This is a genomic window from Kitasatospora sp. NPDC018058 (assembly GCF_044327205.1).
In the GTDB taxonomy this organism is placed as follows: domain Bacteria; phylum Actinomycetota; class Actinomycetes; order Streptomycetales; family Streptomycetaceae; genus Kitasatospora.
Window position 1 is genome coordinate 19,099 of record NZ_JBIRFA010000057.1, and the last position, 21,883, is coordinate 40,981.

General features: G+C 73.3%; 19 protein-coding genes. 11 read left to right on the top strand and 8 right to left on the bottom strand.

Annotated elements, in window-relative coordinates; genetic code table 11:
* Window positions 1–11: 11 nt before the first annotated feature.
* The 3 genes from ACH4E7_RS40555 to ACH4E7_RS40565 are packed head-to-tail and all read right to left on the bottom strand — an operon-like array spanning window position 12 to window position 3,054.
* Window positions 12–1,310: a coenzyme F420-0:L-glutamate ligase gene (locus ACH4E7_RS40555; RefSeq protein ID WP_396254230.1), complete on the bottom strand. Its 1,299-nt coding sequence runs from the start codon at window positions 1,308–1,310 to the stop codon at window positions 12–14.
* Window positions 1,307–2,317 carry a 2-phospho-L-lactate transferase gene (cofD, locus tag ACH4E7_RS40560; protein ID WP_396254231.1) on the bottom strand — a complete coding sequence of 337 codons (1,011 nt, stop codon included), beginning with the start codon at window positions 2,315–2,317 and terminating at the stop codon, window positions 1,307–1,309. Before cofD ends, ACH4E7_RS40555 begins: the two co-directional genes overlap by 4 nt.
* A gap of 41 nt (window positions 2,318–2,358) precedes the next feature.
* Complete coding sequence (locus ACH4E7_RS40565) at window positions 2,359–3,054, bottom strand: cysteine dioxygenase (RefSeq protein WP_396254232.1); 696 nt, start codon at window positions 3,052–3,054, stop codon at window positions 2,359–2,361.
* A 623-nt stretch (window positions 3,055–3,677) separates the two neighbouring features.
* On the opposite strand from ACH4E7_RS40565, the gene ACH4E7_RS40570 reads away from it, so the two are divergent.
* From ACH4E7_RS40570 to ACH4E7_RS40580, 3 genes are all read left to right on the top strand, one after another.
* Window positions 3,678–3,950, top strand: a complete 273-nt coding sequence (locus ACH4E7_RS40570; RefSeq protein WP_030062195.1) for a WhiB family transcriptional regulator — start codon at window positions 3,678–3,680, stop codon at window positions 3,948–3,950.
* Between the two features lie 240 nt (window positions 3,951–4,190).
* Complete coding sequence (locus ACH4E7_RS40575) at window positions 4,191–8,039, top strand: glycosyltransferase (protein ID WP_396254233.1); 3,849 nt, start codon at window positions 4,191–4,193, stop codon at window positions 8,037–8,039.
* A 6-nt stretch (window positions 8,040–8,045) separates the two neighbouring features.
* Entirely contained in the window at window positions 8,046–9,779 is a 1,734-nt protein-coding gene (locus ACH4E7_RS40580) for a DUF5719 family protein (protein ID WP_396254234.1), read from the top strand.
* Between the two features lie 87 nt (window positions 9,780–9,866).
* Here ACH4E7_RS40580 and ACH4E7_RS40585 read toward each other — a convergent pair whose 3' ends face one another.
* Complete coding sequence (locus ACH4E7_RS40585; RefSeq protein ID WP_396254235.1) at window positions 9,867–10,319, bottom strand: metallopeptidase family protein; 453 nt, start codon at window positions 10,317–10,319, stop codon at window positions 9,867–9,869.
* Between the two features lie 75 nt (window positions 10,320–10,394).
* Between ACH4E7_RS40585 and ACH4E7_RS40590 the strand changes: the two genes are divergently transcribed.
* The 6 genes from ACH4E7_RS40590 (at window position 10,395) to ahcY (ending at window position 16,822) form a co-directional block, all read left to right on the top strand.
* Window positions 10,395–10,847, top strand: coding sequence for a DUF3499 domain-containing protein (locus ACH4E7_RS40590; protein WP_396254245.1), 453 nt, complete (start codon window positions 10,395–10,397; stop codon window positions 10,845–10,847).
* Between the two features lie 128 nt (window positions 10,848–10,975).
* Window positions 10,976–12,361, top strand: a complete 1,386-nt coding sequence (locus tag ACH4E7_RS40595) for a phosphomannomutase/phosphoglucomutase (protein WP_396254236.1) — start codon at window positions 10,976–10,978, stop codon at window positions 12,359–12,361.
* A 111-nt stretch (window positions 12,362–12,472) separates the two neighbouring features.
* Window positions 12,473–12,655: a Trm112 family protein gene (locus tag ACH4E7_RS40600; RefSeq protein WP_097237660.1), complete on the top strand. Its 183-nt coding sequence runs from the start codon at window positions 12,473–12,475 to the stop codon at window positions 12,653–12,655.
* Window positions 12,656–12,714: 59 nt separating this feature from the next.
* Complete coding sequence (locus ACH4E7_RS40605) at window positions 12,715–13,959, top strand: SIS domain-containing protein (protein WP_396254237.1); 1,245 nt, start codon at window positions 12,715–12,717, stop codon at window positions 13,957–13,959.
* A gap of 101 nt (window positions 13,960–14,060) precedes the next feature.
* Window positions 14,061–15,038 carry a cation diffusion facilitator family transporter gene (locus tag ACH4E7_RS40610; RefSeq protein WP_396254238.1) on the top strand — a complete coding sequence of 326 codons (978 nt, stop codon included), beginning with the start codon at window positions 14,061–14,063 and terminating at the stop codon, window positions 15,036–15,038.
* Between the two features lie 335 nt (window positions 15,039–15,373).
* Window positions 15,374–16,822: an adenosylhomocysteinase gene (gene ahcY, locus ACH4E7_RS40615; RefSeq protein ID WP_355675866.1), complete on the top strand. Its 1,449-nt coding sequence runs from the start codon at window positions 15,374–15,376 to the stop codon at window positions 16,820–16,822.
* An 87-nt stretch (window positions 16,823–16,909) separates the two neighbouring features.
* Here ahcY and ACH4E7_RS40620 read toward each other — a convergent pair whose 3' ends face one another.
* Together ACH4E7_RS40620 and ACH4E7_RS40625 are read right to left on the bottom strand one after the other, a co-directional pair.
* Window positions 16,910–17,947, bottom strand: a complete 1,038-nt coding sequence (locus ACH4E7_RS40620; protein WP_396254239.1) for a hypothetical protein — start codon at window positions 17,945–17,947, stop codon at window positions 16,910–16,912.
* Entirely contained in the window at window positions 17,944–18,456 is a 513-nt protein-coding gene (locus ACH4E7_RS40625) for a SigE family RNA polymerase sigma factor (protein WP_396254240.1), read from the bottom strand. Before ACH4E7_RS40625 ends, ACH4E7_RS40620 begins: the two co-directional genes overlap by 4 nt.
* A gap of 106 nt (window positions 18,457–18,562) precedes the next feature.
* Between ACH4E7_RS40625 and ACH4E7_RS40630 the strand changes: the two genes are divergently transcribed.
* Window positions 18,563–19,201 (top strand): hypothetical protein, encoded by a 639-nt coding sequence (locus ACH4E7_RS40630; RefSeq protein ID WP_396254241.1) that lies wholly within the window; start codon window positions 18,563–18,565, stop codon window positions 19,199–19,201.
* 14 nt (window positions 19,202–19,215) lie between these two features.
* On the opposite strand, the gene ACH4E7_RS40635 is transcribed toward ACH4E7_RS40630, so the two are convergent.
* Window positions 19,216–20,193, bottom strand: a complete 978-nt coding sequence (locus ACH4E7_RS40635; RefSeq protein WP_396254242.1) for an RDD family protein — start codon at window positions 20,191–20,193, stop codon at window positions 19,216–19,218.
* A 243-nt stretch (window positions 20,194–20,436) separates the two neighbouring features.
* Between ACH4E7_RS40635 and ACH4E7_RS40640 the strand changes: the two genes are divergently transcribed.
* A complete protein-coding gene (locus tag ACH4E7_RS40640) occupies window positions 20,437–21,441 on the top strand; it encodes a stage II sporulation protein M (RefSeq protein WP_396254243.1) in 1,005 nt (334 codons plus the stop codon).
* Window positions 21,442–21,608: 167 nt separating this feature from the next.
* Here ACH4E7_RS40640 and ACH4E7_RS40645 read toward each other — a convergent pair.
* A partial coding sequence (locus ACH4E7_RS40645) for a hypothetical protein (protein WP_396254244.1) occupies window positions 21,609–21,883 on the bottom strand: 275 nt, incomplete at its 5' end.

The window sequence follows — 21,883 nt, forward strand, 5'->3', positions numbered from 1 at the left end:
CCGTGCGGTCGCTACCGCACCTCGATGAAGGCGTCCGCGCCGCGCTCCGGCCGTTCGCGCGGCGGCTCGGCCGGGCGGCCGACGGCGACGGCGCCCATCGGGTCCCAGCTGTCCGGGAGGTCCAGCGCGGCCCGGACGGTGTCGCGGCAGAACATCGTGGACGACACCCAGGCGGAGCCGTAGCCCTCGCCGGTCAGCGCGACCAGCAGGTTCTGCACGGCCGCGCCGGCGGCGACGGTGAACATCTCCCGTTCGGCGGTGGCCCGGCGCCGGTCGGGGTAGGCGTGGGAGCCGTCCATCACCAGGCAGGGGACCACCAGGTACGGCGCGTCGCGCAGGACGTTGCCGCGGGCGGTGCGGCGGGCGATCTTGGCGTCGTCCCAGCCGTCGAGTTCGCGCAGGTCGCGCTGCCAGGCGGCGAGCATCGCGTCGAGCAGCCGGGTGCGGGTCCCGGCGGACTCCAGCAGGACGAACCGCCACGGGGTGGTGTGGTGCGGGGCGGGCGCGGTGACGGCGGCGGCGACGGCGCGCCGGACGGCGGCCGGGTCGACCGGGTCGGCGGTGAAGGAGCGGACGGTGCGCCGCAGGGTGACGGCCTGGCGCAGCGCCTCGGAGGTGCCGAGCCGGAACATGTCGTCCACGGCGGGCCGCACCAGCGGCCGGGTGCCGGCGCCGTCCTCGACGGTGACCAGGTGTCCGAGCCCGCGCACGATCGCGACCGGGACGCCGCTGGCCTTGCCCTTCACCAGGTCGGCGGCGGCGGCGAGTTCGTCGGCGGTGGCGGTGACGGTGAGCGCCAGCTCGTTGCCGTGGCTGTCGGCGCGGCCCCGGTGGTCCTCCAGGACTGACAGTCCCGCGGCGCCGATCGCGACGTCGGTGAGCCCGTTGCGCCAGGGCCGTCCGAAGGTGTCGGTGACGATGACGGCGAGGCGGCGGCCGGTGAGCTGCTGGAGCCGGGCGCGCAGCGCGCGGGCCGAGGCGTCCGGGTCCTCGGGCAGCAGCAGCACGGTGCCGGGGGCGGTGTTGGAGGCGTCGACCCCGGCGGCGGCCATGACGAAGCCGTTGCGGTTCTCGACGATCCGGGCCGGTCCGCGCCGGGCGACCACCCGGACGGTCTCGGCGTCGATCGCGGCCTCGCGGTCGGCGGCGTGCAGCAGCCGGCCCTCGGCCTTGCTGACGATCTTCGAGGTGACCAGCAGGATGTCGCCGTCCCGGTACGTCCCGGCCTTGGCGATCAGCCCGGCGAGGTCCGTCCCCGCGTCGATCTCGGGGATGCCCTGGACGCCGAGGACCTCCAGCGGGGCCGTCACGTGCGCACCTGCTCCGCCAGCGCCAGTGCCGCCCTGGCCATCTCGGCGGTGGCCTCGACGTCGGTCATCAGCAGCGGGACGGCCCGGCAGGCGATCCCGGCGGCCTCCACGGCGGCGACGGCGCCCTCGTCGGCGGTGTCCACCAGCCAGCCGTCGATCAGGCCTGCCCCCCGCCCGCCACCACCCTCGCTCGAACCGCTTCGCAGCGCTGCCCTGCTGCCGTAGTCGAGCGCGACCGCCTCGGCGGTGGCCTCGACGCCGACGGCGGCGAGCACCTTGTCGGCCATGCCCCGCACCGGCGCCCCGCCGATGATCGGGGAGAGCCCGACCACCGGGGCCGGGGCGGCCGCGACGGCCTCCCGGATGCCGGGGACGGCCAGGATGCTGCCGATCGAGACGACCGGGTTGGACGGCGGGAAGAGGATGACGTCGGCCTCGGCGATCGCCTCCAGCACGCCGGGCGCGGGCTTGGCGGTGTCCGCGCCGACCGGGATGATCGCCTCGGCGTCGACGGCGGCGTGCAGCTTGACCCAGTACTCCTGGAAGTGGACCGCCCGGGTGCCCTGCTCGTCGGTGATCCGCACGTGGGTCTCGACCCGGTCGTCGCTCATCGGCAGCAGTCGCACGCCCGGCTTCCAGCGCACGCACAGTGCCTCGGTGACCTGGCTGAGGCTGTACCCGGCGGTGAGCATCTGGCTGCGGACGAGGTGGGTGGCGAAATCCCGGTCGCCGAGCCCGAACCACTCGGGGCCGACGCCGTACTCCTTCATCTCGGCCTTGATCGACCAGGTCTCGTCGGTCCGGCCCCAGCCCTGCTCCTCGTGGATGCCGCCGCCGAGGGTGTACATCACGGTGTCGAGGTCGGGACAGACCTTGAGGCCGTAGAGGTGGATGTCGTCGCCGGTGTTGCCGATGACGGTGATCTCGTCCTGCGGTCCGACCGCCGCGAGGAGTCCGCGCAGGAAGCGCGCCCCGCCGATTCCGCCTGCCAGTGCCACGATGCGCATGGGGTCATCCTGCCACGGTCGGACGTTTCGTCAGTCCGCGCTCAATGCCTCTCGGCCTGCGCCCGCCGGTGCGGCTCCGCGTGCCGCTCCGGGTGGTGGTCCGGGTGCTGCTCCGGGACGGCGGTGGCGGCGCCGTACTGGTTCATCGCGGTCAGGCCCGGCGTGTAGAGGTGGATGGAGACGGCGGGTTCGAGCGCGCCGTTGACCACCTCGTGCAGGTATCCGGAGGAGAACACCCGCTGACCGCCGGGCCGCAGGGTGCGGGCGATCGCGCCGCCGGGGGTACCCCCGGCCGAAGGCTGGGGGAGGGTGAGGGAACGCTCGATCAGCTCGCCCCGGACGACGGTCATCACGCCGGAGGACTCGCCGTGGTCGTGGAAGCCGGTGCTCTGGCCGGGCAGCCAGCTGAGCAGCCAGACCTCGTAGCCGGGGCCGGTCTCCAGCCGGGCGTACCAGCGGGTGAGCGCGTCGTAGCGGACCAGCGGCTCCCAGCGGGCGCGGTCGGCGGCGATCTCGCGCACCAGCCGGGCGTGTTCGGCGACGGTGGTGGGGTGTCCGGGCAGGTCGGTGCGGGCGAGGTGCGGGAAGGCGAGCGGGTCGCCGGCGATGGAGACGTCGCTGAGCCCGTCCGCCCAGCGGTGCCCGTCCGTCGGACGGGGGGAGCGGGCGGGGGTGGGGCCAAGGCGGGCGAGCTTGTTGCGATCGCGGTTCCGCCTGCGGATGCGGATCATGCGCACGGGAGTCGTCCTCGGAGGAGTCGGCTGGTTCGTCGGGATCAGCCGGATCCGGGATGTCCTGGGGCGGGAATCGCGGGCGGCCTCTGTGTTTCCTGGGGGCGGCGCGCGGTGGGACGCGGGCGCCTAGATACAGCAGGAACAGAGGCGACAACAAGAGTTCACGGCACGGCGGAGGGTGGAACCGCTCCGGGGGCTGGCGAACTCTGACATAGGGGCAAGGACACCGCATGCGCGGGGTCGGTGTCAAACCGAAGGATGTGGCATTCGAGTGGATTAGGTCTGGATCTTGCCCTGATGGGGTGATTCATCACTCTCTATGTTTCGATGAGAAGATCGCCGGGAAGGCGACCCGATGGCCGACCTGTGACGGTGACCGGGCGTCATTCCGCGGATGGTTGCGGACAGTTCGATGCCGCCTGGAGCTTTCAGACTGAAAGTCTGATGTGTCCGAATATGTACACTATTCGTAACGGCTTGGTGCCAGGGAGTGAATCCCGGCCCCAATACCAGAGCCCGGCTTGACTGGGCCAGAGTGACGCAACTGTAATTTCACTCGTGTCGTCAGCCGCACGAGGCAACGGCAACCACGGGGACGCCAAGTAGGGGCAGAGGAGGCGCGCCACATGAGCGAGCTCTTTGAGCTGTTGATCGGGGACGGCATCGCGGAGGACGAGGAGGAACTCGGTTGGCAGGAGCGCGCGTTGTGCGCCCAGACCGACCCCGAGTCCTTCTTCCCCGAGAAGGGCGGCTCGACCCGCGAGGCCAAGAAGGTCTGCCTCGCCTGCGAGGTCCGCTCGGAGTGCCTGGAGTACGCCCTCGCCAATGACGAGCGCTTCGGCATCTGGGGCGGCCTGTCCGAGCGCGAGCGCCGTCGGCTCAAGAAGAGCGCGGTCTGACCGGAGTGGCCCCTGGCCCCCACTGACCCTCCGGCATCGACGGACAACCACACAGCTGTACGAGCGCCTCACCGCGGTGGTGGGGCGCTTTCGTGTCCTCGGGCCCTTCACGCCCTCCTTACTTCACCGCCTCCGCACCGGCACCGCGCACCAGGCGGCCATCCGGAGCCGTTAGTGTGGTGCGCCATCCGGTTGCCGTTCACCGGCTGTGTCCACCGAGAACTGGGGCCCGCGCACTCGATGACCGTCTACAGCCACCAGAGCGGCTTCACCGCTTCCAGGCCGCCCGCCTACCCGCGTCACCTGGTCACCGCGGTGATCGTCTCGCACGACGGCGCCCGCTGGCTGCCGCAGGCCCTGGCCGGCCTGCTCGGCCAGGACCGCCAGGTCCAGCGGATCCTCGCGGTCGACACCGGATCCACCGACAACTCCCCGGAACTGCTCGCCAGGGCGCTCGACGACTTCGGCCTCGCCGACGGGATGCCCGAGAGCGGCCCGCTGATCCTCGGTCGTCGGGCCGGCTTCGGCACAGCCGTCGCCGAGGCCGTCTTCAACAGCCCGCCGCTGCGCCCGGAGGACCTGCCGTACCGGCTCGACCCCTCCGGCTACGACCCGGTCACCGGCGGCTGGGACGACTTCGGCGACCCGCTCGCCCAGGAGGACGACCTCGGCCGCGGCGGCCCCCGTGAGACCCAGCCGGTCGAGTGGCTCTGGCTGCTGCACGACGACTGCGAGCCGCAGACCGACGCGCTGCGCCGCCTCCTCCAGGTCGCCGACTCCACCCCGAGCGCCGGCGTGGTCGGCCCCAAGCTGCGCAGCTGGTACGACCGCCGCCAGCTGCTGGAGGTCGGCGTCACCATCGCCCGCTCCGGCCGCCGCTGGACCGGCCTCGACCGCCGCGAGCAGGACCAGGGCCAGCACGACCAGGTCCGCCCGGTGCTCGCCGTCTCCAGCGCCGGCATGCTGGTGCGCCGGGACGTCTTCGAGGAACTCGGCGGCTTCGACAAGGCCCTCCCGCTGATGCGGGACGACACCGACTTCTGCTGGCGGGTCAACGCCGCCGGCCACCGCGTGGTGGTCGCCCCCGACGCCGTGCTGCGGCACGCCGAGGCGGCCAGCCGTGAGCGCCGCGCCATCGACTGCGGCCCCTCCCACCCGCACCGGGTGGACAAGGCCGGATCCGTCTACACCCTGCTCGCCAACTGCAAGGGCGTGCTCTTCCCGTACGTGCTGCTGCGCCTGGTGCTCGGCACCCTGCTGCGGGCGGTCACCAACCTGCTCGGCAAGGACCCGCGCCAGGCCGTCGACGAACTGGCGGGCCTCGGCCACGAACTCATCCGCTTCCCGCGGCTCTTGGCCGCGCGCGCACGCCGCTCCCGGACCAGGGCGGCGGACGCCCTGGACGACCGCACGCTCTTCCCGGCCCCCGGTGCCACCGCCCGGCTGGCCGTCGAGGGCGTCATCGGCTCGCTCGGGATAGGGGGCGGCGACGACTCCGGCAGCCGGCACGGCACGGTCGAGGCCGGCGGCGACGAGGACTCCGAGGACCTGGTCGTCGAGCAGTTCGCGCTGGTCAAGAAGCTGGCCCGACGCCCCGCGCCGGTGCTCTTCGCCGCGCTGCTGGTGTTCGCCCTGATCGCCTGCCGCAGCCTGCTCGGCGGCGGCGCGCTGTTCGGCGGCGCCCTGCTGCCCGCCTCCGACGGCGCGAGCGGCCTCTGGTCGATGTACGCGGACGCCTGGCACCCGATCGGCACCGGCTCCACCGCCGCCGCACCGCCGTACCTCGGCGTGCTCGCGGTGTTCTCCTGGATGCTGTTCGGCCACGCCGACCTCGCGCTCACCGTGCTGGTCGTGCTCACCGTCCCGCTCTCCGCGGTCAGCGCCTACCTGGTGTCCCGGCCGCTGCTGGACTCCAAGCTGGTCCGCGCCTGGGCCAGCGCCACCTACGCGCTGCTGCCCGCCGCCACCGGCGCGCTCGCCCAGGGCCGGATCGGCACCGCCGTCCTGGCCGTGCTGCTCCCCCCGCTGGCCCGCGCCGCCGCGATCGCGGCGGGCCTCGGCATCCGCGAGGAGAGCGCCGCCAAGGGCGCCCGCCCCGGCTGGCGGCCGGTCTGGATGACCGTCCTGCTGCTCACCCTGACCACCGCCTTCGTCCCGCTGACCTGGGCGCTCGCCGTTCCGCTGTGCCTGGCCATGCTGGTCGTCGCGGTGCTGCGCGGCGGCGCCCTCGGCTCCGGCGGTACGGCGCTGCGGCTGCTCGGCCTGCGCGTGCTGGTGATCCTCGCGGTGCCGGTCGGCGTGTTGGCCCCCTGGTCGCTGAAGGTGTTGTCGCACCCGCAGTGGCTGCTGCTGGAGGCCGGCCTGCCCGGCCTGCACGGCGCCGGGGCGAGCGCGGCCGGCCTGCTGCTGGTCAACCCGGGCGGCGCCGGGGTGCCGCCGGTCTGGCTCTCCGTCGGTGTTGTGCTCGCCGCGCTCGCCGCGCTGCTGCGCGCCGACCGCCGCCGCGCGGTGCTCGCCGCCTGGGGCGCGGCCGGTGCCGGCCTGGTCTTCGCGGTCGCGGTGGCGGGCACCTCCGTCACCCCGGCCTCCGGCGGCCCGGCGGTGCCCGCCTGGGCCGGCCCGGCCACCCTGATCGCCGGGATCGCCCTGCTCTCCGCCGCCGCGATCGGCGCCGACGGCGCCAACGCCCGCGTCGCCGGGATCGCCTTCGGCTGGCGCCAGCCGGTCGCCGCCCTGGTGGTGGCCGCCGCGGTGCTGGCCCCGCTGGGCACCGGCCTGTGGTGGGCGCTGACCGGCGCCGGCGGCCCGCTGCACCGCGCCGACGCCGGCCAGGTGCCCGCCTTCATCGCCGAGGAGGCCGGCACCACCGACCGGGCCCGCACCCTCGTCGTCACCGGGGAGAAGGGCGCCGTGCGCTACACCGTGGTGCGCGGCGCGGGCCTGACGCTCGGCCAGGCCGAGTCCACCGTCGACCCGGCCACCGGCACGCAGGACGGCCTGAACAAGATGGTCGGCAGCCTGCTGGCCGGCTCCGGCGCCGACCAGGCGAACGCCCTCTCCGGCTACGGCATCGCCTACGTGCTGGTCCAGCGCCCGGTGATCGACGCCTTCAAGAACGTCCTGGACACCACGCCCGGCCTGGTCAAGGCCAACCAGGACGGCGACGCCGCGCTCTGGCAGGTCAACGGCGCCCCGGCCGTCCGCGCGGTGATCACCGCCCCGGGCGCGAACCCGGTGGTCGTCCCGGCCGGTGTCCGCGACCTCGACACCACCGTCCCGGCCGGTCCGGACGGCCGGGTGCTGCGCCTGGCCGAGTCCGCCGCCCCCGAGTGGAAGGCCACCGTGGACGGCACCGCCCTGGAGCCCACCACGGTGGACGGCTGGGCGCAGGGCTTCAAGCTCCCGGCCGCCGGCGGCAAGCTGGCCGTCACCCGTGAGGGCAGCCTCGCCCACACCGGGTGGATCTGGGCCCAGGTGCTGCTCGGCCTCACCATCCTGGTGCTGGCCCTGCCCGGCCGCCGCAGCCACAAGGACGACGACCTGCCCGAGGAGGTGGTGGCCGCCGCCGCGCTGGCCGCCGCCCAGGCGCAGGCCCCGGCCCCCGGCAGCCGCCGGGCCCGCCGGATGGCCGAGCGCGGCGAGGGCGGCGAGCCCGGCGCCGAGGAGCCCGGGGTGTACGAGGGCCGGCCGGGCACGGTCTCGGCCCAGCCGGCCGGCGAACCGGTGACCGAGGCGGTCCAGGCGGCCGCCGCCGTCCAGGAGGCCGAGCCGTACACCGACCCGTACCAGACCTACCAGCAGGCCGACCCGTACAGCTACGACCAGTACGCGACCCAGCAGCCGGTGGCCGCGCCGTACGGCGGCCAGGGGTACGACACCCACGGGTACGACGGCGGCCAGCAGGGCTACCCGCAGCAGGGCTACGAGCAGCCGTACCAGCAGGAGCAGTACGGCTACGACCCGTACCAGCAGCCCGAGCAGCACCAGCAGCCGTGGCTGCCGGGGCAGCAGCACGGCGAGCCCTACTACGACCCGAACGACCCAGGCGGCACCGGCCGGTACCCGCACCAGCACGGATCGGGGAGCTGACCCGCGATGAAGAAGCCCGCTTTCAGGAAGAAGTCCGGCGGCCAGGCCGAGGACGCCCTCGAGCCCGCCGAGGCCTTCGAGCCGACGGGGTCCGCCGAGCCGGCGGAGTCCGCCGCGACCGCCCGCCCGGAGGGCAAGGCCCCCGGCCGGTCCGCGGGGAAGACCACCCAGTCCCTGCTGGCCGCGGCCGTGGTGCTCGCGGCGGTGTTCGGGATCGCCCAGGTCCGCCAGCCGGCCGGCCAGGCCAAGGCGGCCGACGGCGTCGCCCCGAGCACCGCGCAGGTCGAGCGGACCTCGGCGGTCTGCCCGCAGCCGCTGCAGGGTCTGACCGGCTCGACCACGCTCACCGCCTACACCCCGCCCGGGACCGGCTCGGCCACCGGCGGCGTCGGCTGGCTCTCCGACCAGGCCGCCCCCGCCACCCCGCCGACCGCCGCGCCCTCGGCCACCCCGACGCCGACGGGCTCCGCGACCCCGGCCCCGAGCGGCTCGGGCGCCCCGGCCGCTGCGGCCCCGGACAAGAACGCCGCGCCCGCCGACGCCAAACTGACCGTCACCAAGCCCGGTACCCCGGCCACCGGCCCGGCCACCAACGGCGACGCCGCGCCCGGCACCGGAGCCGTCGCCACCGGCGCGCTCGCCCCCGGCTTCACCGTCGGCCAGACCACCGTGGTCACCGAGCAGCGCGGCCTGGGCCTGTCCGGCCTCACCTGCACCCCGGCCGGCACCGACTTCTGGTTCGCCGGGGCCAGTACGGTCGGCGACCGGGTCGACTACCTCAGCCTGGTCAACTCCGAGTCCTCCGCCGCGGTGGTCGACATCAAGCTGTACGGCGACAAGGGCCTGATCGACAACGACGCCGCCAACGGCATCACCGTCGCCCCCGGCAGCTCGCAGTCCGTGCTGCTGTCCACCATCAGCAAGGGCACCGTCACCGACCTCGCCGTGCACGTGGTGGTCCGCTCCGGGCGGGTCGGCGCCGCGCTGCACGCCGCCGACGGCAACAAGGGCGCCGACTGGATCCCCGCCTCCGCCGGGCCGGCCGCCACCCAGGTGCTGCCCGGCCTGCCCGCCGACACCTCCGCCGCCCGCCTGGTGGTCTGGGCGCCGCCGGAGGACGACGCCGACCTGAAGATCCAGCTCTCCGGCAAGAACGGCTGGTTCACCCCGGCCGGAAACGAGTCGATCCACGTCAAGGCGGGCATGGTGGCCGCCGTCGACCTCGGCAAGATCACCCGCGACGAGGTCGCCGGACTGCGGCTGTCACCCAGCGACGACAAGCACCCCACCGCGATCGTGGCCGGCCTGCGGGTCGACCGCACGGGGAACAACGGCAAGAGCGACGCGGCCTGGCTCACCGGCAGCAACCCGATCGGCGCCCGCGCCACCGTCGCCGACAACCGGGCCGGCAACTCCACGCTGTTCCTGACCTCCACCGGCGACGCCGCCACCGTCAAGGTCACCGGCTCGGCCGGCAGCGGCGGCGGCACCCCGGCGACCAAGGAGGTCCAGGTCCCGGCCGGCGGCACGGTCGCCATCCCGGCGCCCGAGCCCGCCGGGCTGAACGGCGTCTTCGCGGTCACCGTGGAGACCGAGTCCGGCGGCCCGGTGGTCGCCGCCCGGATGCTCGCCATCCCCACCAAGGACGTGCCGATGTTCACCGTCCAGGCGCTGCGTGACGACCACAGCACCGTCAAGGTCCCGCAGGCCGCCCAGGACCCGGGCGTCGTCCTGCGCTGACCGGGCGTCCCGGGGGCCTTCGGGCTCCCGGGGCTGCTACTCCCCGCTCGCCTCCGGGCGCTCCCGATCCGCCCCTCTCCCGCGGGGTCAGTCCTCGTCGTAGCGCGGGTCGATCGCGTCCGGCGACAGCCCCAGCAGCTCGGCCACCTGCTCGATCAGGATCTCGTGCACCAGCGCCGCCCGGTCCTCCCGGGTCTTCGCCCGGATTTCCACCGGCCGCCGGTACACCACGATCTGGCTCTTGCGGCCCTTCTCGCCCGGCGACACCCGGCCCAGCGGCACACCGTCCTCGGTGTCGGCGCCGCCCGCCTCGTGCAGCGGCACCTCCTGGACGGCGAACTCCACCTCGATCAGCTGCGGCCAACGCCGCTCCAGCCGCTCCACCGACTCGCGCACGTAGTCGTCGAACAGTTCGGAGCGGGTGAGCGAGATCGGCACCTGGGGCGGCGCCAGCGGGCCGCGCAGCCCTCTGCCGTGCCGGTCGCGGTGCCGGGGGCGGCGCGAGGGCTCTGTCGATGACTGCGGTGCGGAGCTGTCCATATCACTGCCGAGGGTAGTCCTTGGACGGTCGGAAGTGGACCACTCCGGCGGGGAAACGCCCGGGGGATCGGCGCACTGACGAGTGCGCGCCGGGCGACACGGCACCGCCTCCAGGCAGGCGGTCTTCGCTCCCCGGCGGGGAGTGCGGTACCGTCCACCCTCGTGAGCTCTGTACGTCGTTGTTCGCGGACCGCGTGCGGCCGACCGGCCGTCGCGACGCTGACGTACGTCTACGCGGACTCCACCGCCGTACTGGGCCCGCTCGCCACCTACGCCGAGCCCCACTGCTACGACCTGTGCGCCGAGCACGCCGAGCGGCTCACCGCCCCGCGCGGCTGGGAGGTCGTCCGGCTCGCCGCCGAGGCCGGGCCGCTGCGCCGCAGCAGCGACGACCTGGAGGCCCTCGCCAACGCCGTCCGCGAGGCCGCCCGCCCGCAGACCCCCCGTCAGGGCCGCGTCCCCGAGGGTGATTCCACCGAGGGCAGCCGCCGCGGCCACCTCCGGGTCCTCCGCTCGCCCGACAACTGACGCCTCACCCGGCACGGAGCGTTCGCCCGGCCCGGGTACGCTGCCCGTCTGACGTCATCGCGACCCGTCGACCGACCGGGGCCGGTGGCCCGACGTATCGATCAGCAAAGACACAGGGTGGAGCCGCAGTGCGCGACCTCAAGCAGCTCGTGAAGGCGTACGACGTCCGAGGTGTCGTCCCGGACCAGTGGGACGAGGGCCTGTCCCGGGCCTTCGGTGCCGCCTTCGTACAGGTCACCGGCGCGACCGCGATCGTGGTCGGCCACGACATGCGCCCCTCCTCCCCGTCGCTCAGCCGGGCCTTCGCCGAGGGCGCCGCGGCCTACGGCGCCGACGTCGTCGAGATCGGCCTCTGCTCGACCGACCAGCTCTACTACGCCAGCGGGAAGCTCGACCTGCCCGGCGCGATGTTCACCGCCAGCCACAACCCGGCCCAGTACAACGGCATCAAGCTCTGCCGGGCCGGCGCCGCCCCGGTCGGCCAGGACACCGGTCTGTCCGAGATCCGCGAGCTGGTCGAGTCCTGGACCGGCGAGGACGACGCCGTCACCGTCCCGGCCAAGGACGTCAAGCCCGGCGCGCTCTCCGAGCAGGAGACCCTGCGCGGCTACGCCGACCACCTGCTGGGCCTGGTCGACCTGACCGGCATCCGCCCGCTCAAGGTCGCGGTGGACGCCGGCAACGGCATGGGCGGCCACACCGTGCCGACCGTCTTCGACGGTCTGCCGATCGAGCTCGTCCCGATGTACTTCGAGCTGGACGGGACCTTCCCCAACCACGAGGCCAACCCGCTCGACCCGAAGAACCTGGTCGACCTGCAGGCCAAGGTCCGCGAGGTCGGCGCCGACGTGGGCCTGGCCTTCGACGGCGACGCCGACCGCTGCTTCGTCGTGGACGAGCGCGGCGAGCCGGTCTCCCCGTCCGCGATCACCGCCCTGGTCGCCGTCCGCGAGATCGCCCGCGCCAAGGCCGCCGGCGAGGCCGAGCCGACCGTCATCCACAATCTGATCACCTCCTGGACCGTCCCCGAGGTGGTCCGCGAGCTCGGCGCCACCCCGGTGCGCACCCGGGTCGGCCACTCCTTCATCAAGCAGGAGATGGCCGTCACCGACGCCGTCTTCGGCGGTGAGCACTCCGCGCACTACTACTTCCGCGACTTCTGGCGCGCCGACACCGGCATGCTGGCCGCGCTGCACGTGCTGGCCGCGCTCGGCGGCCAGGAGGGCACGCTCTCCGCGCTGACCGCCGAGTACGACCGCTACGCCGCCTCCGGCGAGATCAACAGCACCGTCGCCGACCAGGCCGCCAGCACCGCCGCCGTCCGCGCCGCCTACGCCGGCCTGGAGGGCACCACCGTGGACGAGCTGGACGGCCTCACCGTGGCCGGCCCGGACTGGTGGTTCAACCTGCGCGCCTCCAACACCGAGCCGCTGCTGCGCCTCAACGTCGAGGCCAAGGACCCGGCGAAGATGGCCGAGCTGCGCGACGGCGTGCTCGCCGTCGTCCGCGCCTGAGCGAGCGCATCCGAGCGAAGCGCGCCTGACAACGGGCCGCAGTGCCCCGGCCGGTAGGGTTGCCTATCGGCCGGGGCACCTCCGTGCCACCCCCGAACTTTGGAGAGCCCCATGAAGCTCGAATCCTTCCTGCTGGAGATCCTGGTCTGCCCGCAGTGCCGGGCCGCGCTCGCCGAGGGCGGCACCGAGGAGCAGCCCGAGCTGGTCTGCACCGGCGCGGACTGCGGCCTCGCGTACCCGGTCCGGGACGGCATTCCGGTCCTCCTGGTGGACGAGGCTCGCCGCCCGGCCTGATCCTGGGGGCGAAGCCCCACCCGCGCCCGCCGCCCACAGGACAGCCGGAGGCCCGCCGCATGCTCGACGACACCCTGCTCGACGACCCGGCCGCCCTCCAGCGCGCCGACCGCGACCGCGCCCTGCTGGCCCTGGCCGGCGCCGGCGCCCGGGTCCGCACGGCGCTGCGGCAGGCCGAGGCGGCCGGCCTCGACCGGCTGCGCCCGGACGGCCGCCCGCGAGCCGTCGTGGTCGCCGGGCACGGCAGCGCCCTGACCGCGGGCGAGATCCTGGCCGCGCTGGCCGGGACCGCCAGCCTGGTCATCCCGCTGCCGCCGACCGAGGCCGTCGCCCCGCGCAGCGACCGGGCCGGCGCGCGGCCCGCCTTCACCGCCGGGCTCGGCTGGCAGCTGCCCGGCTGGGCCGGCCCGCTCGACCTGCTGGTGATCAGCTCCGCCGACGGCGGCGAACAGGGCCTGATCAGCCTCGCCGAGCAGGCGTACGCGCGCGGCTGCGCCATCGTCGTCACCGCCCCCGCCGGCAGCCCGCTGGCCGAGGCCGCGCTCCAGGTGCGCGCGCTGCCGCTGCCGTACACGGCCTCGGTGCTGCCCGACGAGGGCCTGCCCGTCGTACCGGCCGCCGAGCCGGACCTGCCGCCCGAGGACCCGGCCGCGCTCTGGTCCCACCTGACCCCGATGCTGGCGCTCGCCCAGAAGCTCGGCCTCACCCAGCTGCCGTACGACGCGCTGCCGGCCGTCGCCGACCTGCTGGACGCCGCCGCGGTGCGCTGCCGGCCGGACGCCGCCGCGTACACCAACCCGGCGAAGGGGCTGGCCGCGCAGCTGGCCGGGACCGTCCCGCTGCTGTGGGCCGAGGGCCCGATCGCCGGGGCGGCCGCCGTCAGGTTCGCCGCCCAGCTGGCCGACCGGGCCGGCCGCCCGGCGCTGGCCGGGCCGCTGCCGCAGGTGCTCACTGCCCACCGCGGCATGTTCACCGGCCAGTTGGGCGCCGGCGCGGACCCGGACGACTTCTTCCGCGACCGGGTCGAGGAGCCCGACCCGCTGCATCTGCAGGTCCTGCTGCTGCGGCACGTCCCGGGCACCGGCTCGGCGGAGGAGCAGGACGGCCCGGCCGAGGTGCCGGAGGGCGACGAGCGCCCGCGCAGCTTCGGCGTCGGCCGCGCCCACCGGCTGGCAGCCGCCCACGACGTCCGGCTGACCGAGTACGCGAGCACCCTGGCGGACCCGCTGCAGGCGTTGGCCGACCTGATCGCGCTGACCGATTTCGCCGCCGTCTACCTGGGGCTCGCCGCTGCGCAGTCCTGATCCGGCTGCCGCTACTCTCGGCGCGTGAGCGAGCGAAGTGAGCGAACCATCGACAGGTGCGTACGGGCGAATGCCCCTGCCGAGCGCAGCGAGGTGGGCGCATGAGTACAGAGGGCGGGACGAAGGCACTGGTGGCGGCGCTGTCCGCGAACCTGGCGATCGCGGCGGCCAAGTTCGCCGCCTTCGGCTTCACCGGCTCCTCCTCGATGCTGGCCGAGGGCGTGCACTCGGTGGCCGACTCCGGCAACCAGGTGCTGCTGCTGGTCGGCGGCAAGCGGGCGCGCCGGGCGGCGGACGAGGAGCACCCGTTCGGGTACGGCCGCGAGCGCTACATCTACGGCTTCCTGGTGGCCATCGTGCTGTTCAGCGTCGGTGGCCTGTTCGCGATCTACGAGGGCTGGCACAAGGTCAGCCACCCGGAGACGCTGGACTCCTGGGGCTGGGCGGTCGGCGTGCTGGTCTTCGCCCTCGGGATGGAGGGCTGGTCCTTCCTCACCGCGATGCGGGAGTCCGCCAAGGCCAAGGGCGGGCAGGGCTGGGTGCAGTTCATCCGCACTGCCAAGGCGCCGGAGCTGCCGGTGGTGCTGCTGGAGGACACCGGGGCGCTGATCGGCCTGGTGCTCGCGCTGTTCGGGGTCTCGCTCACCGTGATCACCGGCAACGGCGTCTGGGACGGCGTCGGCACCCTGTGCATCGGCGTCCTGCTGGTGGTGATCGCCGTGGTGCTCGCCCTGGAGACCAAGTCGCTGCTGCTCGGCGAGTCCGCCGACAAGGAGTCGGTGGGGCGGATCCGCGCCGCGCTGGTGGACGGCGAGGCGGTCACCGGGGTGATCCACATGCGTACACTGCACCTCGGCCCGGAGGAGCTGCTGGTCGCCGCCAAGATCTCCGTCAACGCGGAGGACAGCGCCGCCCGGGTGGCGCAGGCGATCGACGCGGCCGAGGAGCGGGTCCGCGCCGCCGTCCCGATCGCCCGGGCGATCTACCTGGAGCCGGACGTCTACAGCGCCGAGAAGGCCGCCGCGGGCGAGGACCCGGCCGCCACCCCGGGCGGTCCCGGCCCCGGCGCGGCGCACTGACGGACCGTCCTCGCCCGGCTGGTGTCCGGGTCGAGCGGCGGTCGGATCCGGGACCGAAATCGGTCATCGGCGGACGACCGGTGGGGCCGCCGGTGTAGATTCGTCACCAGAGCCAGAACGTCGCTGCTGATGGCGGTCGATCGGCGGTCCGCACCCGTGGGGTGTGCGCCGGTCGAGGGAGAGAGGTCCTCCGACGGTTTGTGCTGCGCAACAGGGAGTCGGTCCGCCACCGCGGGATCCGGCAGTCCCGGCGTAGCCGTGCGTCCGTACGGCCCGCCATGCGCGACACATCCGGACCTTGGCCGTGCCCCACCCCATCAGCGAGGAGCAGACGCATGTCGACCGACATCACCGGTGACTTCAAGGTCGCCGACCTTTCCCTGGCGCCGTTCGGCCGCAAGGAGATCCAGCTGGCCGAGCACGAGATGCCCGGCCTGATGGCGATCCGCGCCGAGTTCGCCGAGTCGCAGCCGCTGGCCGGCGCCCGGATCACCGGCTCGCTGCACATGACCATCCAGACCGCCGTGCTGATCGAGACCCTGACGGCGCTCGGCGCCGAGGTCCGCTGGTGCTCCTGCAACATCTTCTCCACCCAGGACCACGCGGCCGCCGCCATCGCCGTCGGCCCGGAGGGCACCCCGGAGAACCCGCAGGGCGTGCCGGTCTTCGCCTGGAAGGGCGAGACCCTGGACGAGTACTGGTGGTGCACCGAGCAGGCGCTGACCTGGCCTGACGGCAAGACCCCGAACATGATCCTGGACGACGGCGGCGACGCCACCCTGCTGATCCACAAGGGTGTCGAGTTCGAGAAGGCCGGTGCCGCTCCGGACCCGTCCACCGCGGACAACGACGAGTTCCGGATCATCCTCGAGCTGCTCAACCGCACCCTCAAGGACACCCCGAACAAGTGGACCGAGGTCGCCGCCACCATCAAGGGCGTGACCGAGGAGACCACCACCGGTGTCCACCGCCTGTACGAGATGCACCGTGACGGCCAGCTGCTGTTCCCGGCGATCAACGTCAACGACTCGGTCACCAAGTCGAAGTTCGACAACAAGTACGGCTGCCGCCACTCGCTCATCGACGGCATCAACCGCGCCACCGACGTCCTGATCGGCGGCAAGGTCGCGGTCGTCTGCGGCTACGGCGACGTCGGCAAGGGCTGCGCCGAGTCGCTGCGCGGCCAGGGCGCCCGCGTCATCGTCACCGAGATCGACCCGATCTGCGCGCTCCAGGCGGCGATGGACGGCTACCAGGTCGCCACCCTGGACGACGTCGTCGAGATCGCCGACATCTTCATCACCACCACGGGCAACAAGGACATCATCATGGCCTCCCACATGGCCCGGATGAAGCACCAGGCCATCGTGGGCAACATCGGCCACTTCGACAACGAGATCGACATGGCCGGCCTGGCCAAGCTCGACGGTGTCGTGAAGACCGAGATCAAGCCGCAGGTCCACGAGTGGCGCAAGGCCGACGGCCGCACCATCATCGTCCTCTCCGAGGGCCGCCTGCTGAACCTGGGCAACGCGACCGGCCACCCGTCCTTCGTGATGTCCAACTCCTTCGCGAACCAGACGATCGCCCAGATCGAGCTGTTCACGAAGACCGAGCAGTACCCGATCGGCGTCTACGTGCTGCCGAAGCACCTGGACGAGAAGGTCGCCCGCCTGCACCTGGACGCGCTGGGCGTGAAGCTGACCACCCTGACCCAGGAGCAGGCCGACTACATCGGCGTTCCGGTCGAGGGCCCGTACAAGCCGGAGCAGTACCGCTACTGATCTGCTTGTCCGACTGACTGCGGCCGGTACCCCCGTGCGGGGTACCGGCCGCAGTGCTTTCACTGTGAGTCGTCAGTCGTCCGGTCGTCAGCGGAGGAACTCGGTGGTCCAGGTGCTCTCGTCGGCGCCGGTGACGTGCACCCGGTCCAGCAGGCCCGCCAGGCCTCCGGGTTGTGCGAGCTCGGTCGGCCCTCCGGCCGACATCTCCGCGCAGACCTTGAACCCCTGGTCGACCCGGCACTTCGCGGTGGGCGACCAGGGCGGGATCTCCCCCGGCTTGGGCTGGAGGTCGGGCGCCACGATGAGGCTGACCTTCGCGCCGCCGACCGAGAACGTGGCACCCCCGACCCAGGGCAGCGCGGTCACCCGGCGGCGCAGCGAGGCCGAGGTCAGCTTGAAGGAGTCCGGCAGTCCGGTCAGCCAGAACGGCAGCGGGACGTCCCACTTGCCGGTCTGGACGCCGGCGGCCACCCGCAGGAGCACGTCGTCGGAGATGTCGGAGCCGCCGCGCCACCCGATGATCCGCGCCCACCGGCCGGAAGGCGTCAGGAAGTTCAGGGCCCGGCTGCTGTTGTCGAAGGTCTTGGCGGTCGGGTGGACCACCCAGTAGGCGGTGCGGCCGTTGACGTCGGGGGCCGGAACCTTCGCCTGTGCCTGACCCGGCGAGGTGCTGAGGGTCGGCTCGACCCCGGCGGGAAGGAGGTCAAGGGTGATGCTCCGCCCGCTCAACCCCCCTTCGCCGGCCCGGACGTCGGCACCATCGGTGCCGGACGCGTAGCTGACGCCGCGCTCGCCGTCCGCCCAGTCGGGCAGCCAGCCGAACTTGACCTCCGTGGTCAGGGGGGTGTGGCCCGTGGCGGTCGGGGCTCCGGTTGTGGCCGACGTGGCCGGGGGCGCGGCGGGTCCGGCGGGCGCACCGCCGCCACGGGACTCCAGCAGCAGCCCGCCCGTGACCGTCGCCACCGTCAGGAGGGCCACCGTGCCGATGGTGGCCCGGTACCGGCGGTGCAGGCGGGCCCGGCCGCAGGTGATGGAGGTGGTGACGTCGAAGGCGGCGGGCGGGGCCGGCTCGTCGGCCAGGGCCGACAGGGCGGCGGTCAGCTCGTGGTGGTCGGTGGTGGTCATGACGTCCTCTCTGCGACATCCGGGACGAGAACGAGACTGCGACGGAGGGTGTCCAGAGCGCGCGCGCTCTGGCTCTTCACGTTGCCGGAGGAGCAGTTCAGAGCCTCGGCCGCCTGATCGATCGACAGATCGCAGTAGTACCGGAGCACGACCGTCGCGCGCTGGCGCGGCGGGAGCGCAGCCAGGGCCTGGCGCAGGTCGAGCGAGACGTCCAGGTCGATGCTCTCGGCCGCGATGTCCGGCTCGGCGCCGGCCCGTACCGTCCGGCGCCACCAGGAGGTGCGCTGTTCGGCGAGGAACGTGTTGACCAGCGTCCGGCGGGCGTAGCCGTCCACGTTCTTCGCGCGGCTCGCCTTCGCCCAGTGCACGTACAGCTTGGTGATGGTCTCCTGCACCAGGTCGTCGGCCCGGTGCCAGTCCCCGCAGAGCAGATAGGCGACCTTCCGCAGCCAGCCGCTCCTGGAGGCCACGTACTCCGTGAACTCCGCGTCGCGCGTCTGCTTCGCCATCCGCACCCCCTCTCGTCGTCTCGACAGCGCCTCCCGCGCCGTCCGCCCCTCTAATGCGGGCACCGGCCCGGAACGTTGCATGCGGGCGCGCACGTAGGCTTCGGGCATGCCCAATGGCCGGTACTCGCTCCACGACACCCATGACCACGTGCTGCTCGGCGAGGAGCGCTTCAGCTGCGCGCCCGGGGCGGCCGGGTGGCGGTACGTCTCCAAGACCTACGCGCCGGACGGCCGGGTGATCGGCAGCGTCGACCTCACGCTGGACTCGCGGGCCCGGCCGCTGCGGATGGAGCTGCGGGCCGGCGGCTGGCAGGTGCGCGGCGGCGCGGTGGACGGGGTGGCCTGGGTCCGTACCGACGCGGCGGACCCGGGCGGCGCGTCGGCGGTGGAGGGGCACGACCGGGCGCACGGCTTCACCGGGCGCTCGCCGGGCTTCCTGGTCGCCACCGCCCGGATGCTGCGGTTGCGGGAGGGGGCGAGCGCGCGGGTGCGGCTGGTGGCGTTCACCGAGCCGGTGCTGGCGCCGCGCACCTTCGACCAGGGGTGGCTGCTGGAGGGCGTCGACACCCACGAGACGGACTCGGGGCCGCTGCTGGTCGAGCGGTACCAGGTGGCGGACCTGGAGACGGGGGAGCAGCAGGTCGTGCACCTGGCGGGGGACGTGGTGCTGGCGGCGGAGGGGATCGAGCTGGAGGAGCTGGAGTCGCCGCCGAACGCCTGGCCGGTGGGGGACGTGGGGGAGTAGCCGGGCGAACGGGCTCAGGCGGGCGGGGCGAAGCCGGTTTCGGTGACGGCGGGCTTGTCGAGCGAGGGGGCCGCCGGGGGCATCGGGGCCGCGGGGACCGGCGCGGGCGCGAGGGGCGCCGCGGGCGCGGGCATCCCGAGGACACGGTGGGGCCGCCCGTCGACCGGTCCCACCGGAGCCGCGGGGGCCGTCGGGGCGGTCATCTGGACGGCCGCCTGCGCCGCGAACCGCTGCTGGGCGCGCATCCACTCCCGGCGCTGGCGTTCCGTGAGCACCGCGCCCAGGTAGGCGGCCGGGTGCAGCCCCGGCGGTGTCGGGTGACCGATCCGGGCGGACAGGTCCTCGGCCAGGCCGACGGCCATCCGGAACGCCACCGACGGCTCCAACTGACTTATCCGGCTGAGCAGTCGGCGGACCGCGAGCCAGAGCGGCTCGGGCACCGCGGACAGATCCATCGCGACCAGCTCGCGGCCCATGTCGTGGAGCAGCTGAGGGTGCACCGGCGGCAGCGGGGTGATCGATCCGCCCGCGCCCGGGGTGCGTTCGCGGACGACCACCGTCCCGGCGAAGATGTCGCCGAGCCGCTTGCCGTCCGAGTTCACCGCCGAGGTGATCACGGCCGCGGAACCGGTCACCGCGATCAGCTCGATGAAGCCGACCAGCCCGCGCACCAACGAGTGCCGGAACCGGACCGGGCCGCCGTCGGTGCGGACCACCCGCAGGCCGAGCGCGGCCTTGCCGAGCGAGCGGCCGTGGCTGAGGGTCTCGACCATCACCGGCACGGCGACCAGGAAGAACACCATCAGGCCGAGCAGCGTCGCCGCCGCCGCCGCGCCGTCGAGGTCGATCAGGGCGACGCTCAGCACCAGCGAGACGATGAACAGGGCGGCGAACTCGACGAGCAGGTCGAGCACGATCGCCAGCGCCCTGCTCGGAAGCTTCGCCGTCTGCAGGTCGAGGACGACTGCCTCACCCGTCACCAGGTCGCTCAAGACACCTGTCCGTTCACGCTCACGCGGGGAGGGGGGAGTTCGCATGGATCGGCCCCCCACGACCCGCTCTCCGCAGTCCGATCCGCAGCCGCAAACATACGGCGCCCGGTGGGCGCACGGGAAGTGAGATCCCGACGGCTGCGGCGGCAAGGGTTCCTGGCATGCTGGGCCGAACGTGTCCGTACGTACCTGCCCGACCGCGCACGCGCGCCACGCGCCCACCGCCGACCATGGAGCCGCCGAATGGACCTGGACGTCTTCGTCGCCACCCACCAGGGGGAGTGGGCCCGGCTGGACGCCCTCGCCCGCAGGCGCCGCCTCAACGGTGAGGAGGCCGACGAACTCGTCACCCTCTACCAGCGCGCCACCGGCCACCTGGCCAAAGTCCAGGCGGCCGCGCCGGACCCGGCCCTGGTCAGCCGACTGACCGGCCTGGTCTCGCGGGCCCGCAGCGCGGTGACCGGCGCCCGCACCAACGGTTGGCAGGACGTCGCCCGCTACTACACGGTGAGCTTCCCGGCCGCGCTGTACCGCGCCCGCCGCTGGTGGGTGCCGGTGGCGGTCGTGTCGATGATCGCCACCGCGCTGCTCGCCTGGTGGATGGCGACCCACCCGGAGGTCCGCAACAGCCTCATCACCCCCGACGAGCTGCGGGAGATGACCCGCCCCGGAGGTCAGTACGAGGCGTACTACTCGGATCGGCCGGCCAGTTCCTTCGCGGCGCAGGTCTGGACGAACAACGCCTGGATCGCGGTGCAGTGCCTGTTGTACGGAATCGCGCTGGGCATTCCGGTCCTGTGGGTGATGTGGACCAATGTGGTCAACCTCGGCATCGGTGTCGGACTGATGGCCTCGGCGGGCCGGCTCGACGTCTTCCTCGGTCTGCTCATTCCGCACGGCCTGCTGGAGCTGACCGCAGTCTTCGTGGCCGGCGGCCTCGGTCTGCGCCTCGGCTGGACCGTCATCGACCCCGGCCCGCGCACCCGGGGCGTCGCGCTGGCGGAACAGGGCCGCTCGATCATCGGGATGTCGATGGGCCTGGCGACCGTGTTGGCGGTCTCCGGTGTCCTCGAAGCCTTCGTGACCCCGTCCGGCCTGCCGACCTGGGCGCGGATTTCGATCGGCGTGCTGGCCGAGGTGGCCTTCCTCCTGTACGCCCTGGTGTTGGGCCGCAGGGCCGCCGAGGGCGGAGAGTCCGGTGACGTGGACGAGGCCGACCGGGCGGACCTTCAGCCTGTCGCGGCCTGAGCCGATGTGATCGACAGGCTCCTGACCTGCTACTCTTCTCGCATCCCGGCCAAACCATTGACGTGGTGAGGATGGGCTAGTAGATTTGAACGGTTGGGACTGGCTGGACAACGGTCAGGCTCGGGCGTTAGTGTCCACGACACCGCCGAAATCGAGGCGAGCGCGTTTCACGAAATGCGCGCCCTCCGACGAAGCAAATCCTGCGGACTGAGCACACTGAAAGCTTTGATAAGCTTCGGAGCGAAGTTTGAAGGAAATCCCGCCAGCGGGAATTCAGAGAAAACGAAGCCGGTAAGAACGGCCGAGAAGATCTGATAAGCTGGAAACACGAAAGAACGAAGCGCCCAGAGGGCCCGCTGGAAGGCGGTCCGAAGGAAGCGTCCGTTCCTTGAGAACTCAACAGCGTGCCAAAAGTCAACGCCAGATATGTTGACATCCCCGG

Excerpts from the sequence above, each read along its gene's own strand:
- ACH4E7_RS40575 (WP_396254233.1), top strand. The coding sequence starts at position 4,191 with ATGACCGTCTACAGCCACCAGAGCGGCTTCACCGCTTCCAGGCCGCCC.
- ACH4E7_RS40630 (WP_396254241.1), top strand. The coding sequence starts at position 18,563 with ATGCCCAATGGCCGGTACTCGCTCCACGACACCCATGACCACGTGCTG.
- ACH4E7_RS40585 (WP_396254235.1), bottom strand. The coding sequence starts at position 10,319 with ATGGACAGCTCCGCACCGCAGTCATCGACAGAGCCCTCGCGCCGCCCC.
- ACH4E7_RS40570 (WP_030062195.1), top strand. The coding sequence starts at position 3,678 with ATGAGCGAGCTCTTTGAGCTGTTGATCGGGGACGGCATCGCGGAGGAC.
- cofD (WP_396254231.1), bottom strand. The coding sequence starts at position 2,317 with ATGCGCATCGTGGCACTGGCAGGCGGAATCGGCGGGGCGCGCTTCCTG.
- ACH4E7_RS40580 (WP_396254234.1), top strand. The coding sequence starts at position 8,046 with ATGAAGAAGCCCGCTTTCAGGAAGAAGTCCGGCGGCCAGGCCGAGGAC.
- ACH4E7_RS40610 (WP_396254238.1), top strand. The coding sequence starts at position 14,061 with ATGAGTACAGAGGGCGGGACGAAGGCACTGGTGGCGGCGCTGTCCGCG.
- ACH4E7_RS40620 (WP_396254239.1), bottom strand. The coding sequence starts at position 17,947 with ATGACCACCACCGACCACCACGAGCTGACCGCCGCCCTGTCGGCCCTG.
- ahcY (WP_355675866.1), top strand. The coding sequence starts at position 15,374 with ATGTCGACCGACATCACCGGTGACTTCAAGGTCGCCGACCTTTCCCTG.
- ACH4E7_RS40600 (WP_097237660.1), top strand. The coding sequence starts at position 12,473 with ATGAAGCTCGAATCCTTCCTGCTGGAGATCCTGGTCTGCCCGCAGTGC.
- ACH4E7_RS40640 (WP_396254243.1), top strand. The coding sequence starts at position 20,437 with ATGGACCTGGACGTCTTCGTCGCCACCCACCAGGGGGAGTGGGCCCGG.
- ACH4E7_RS40605 (WP_396254237.1), top strand. The coding sequence starts at position 12,715 with ATGCTCGACGACACCCTGCTCGACGACCCGGCCGCCCTCCAGCGCGCC.
- ACH4E7_RS40625 (WP_396254240.1), bottom strand. The coding sequence starts at position 18,456 with ATGGCGAAGCAGACGCGCGACGCGGAGTTCACGGAGTACGTGGCCTCC.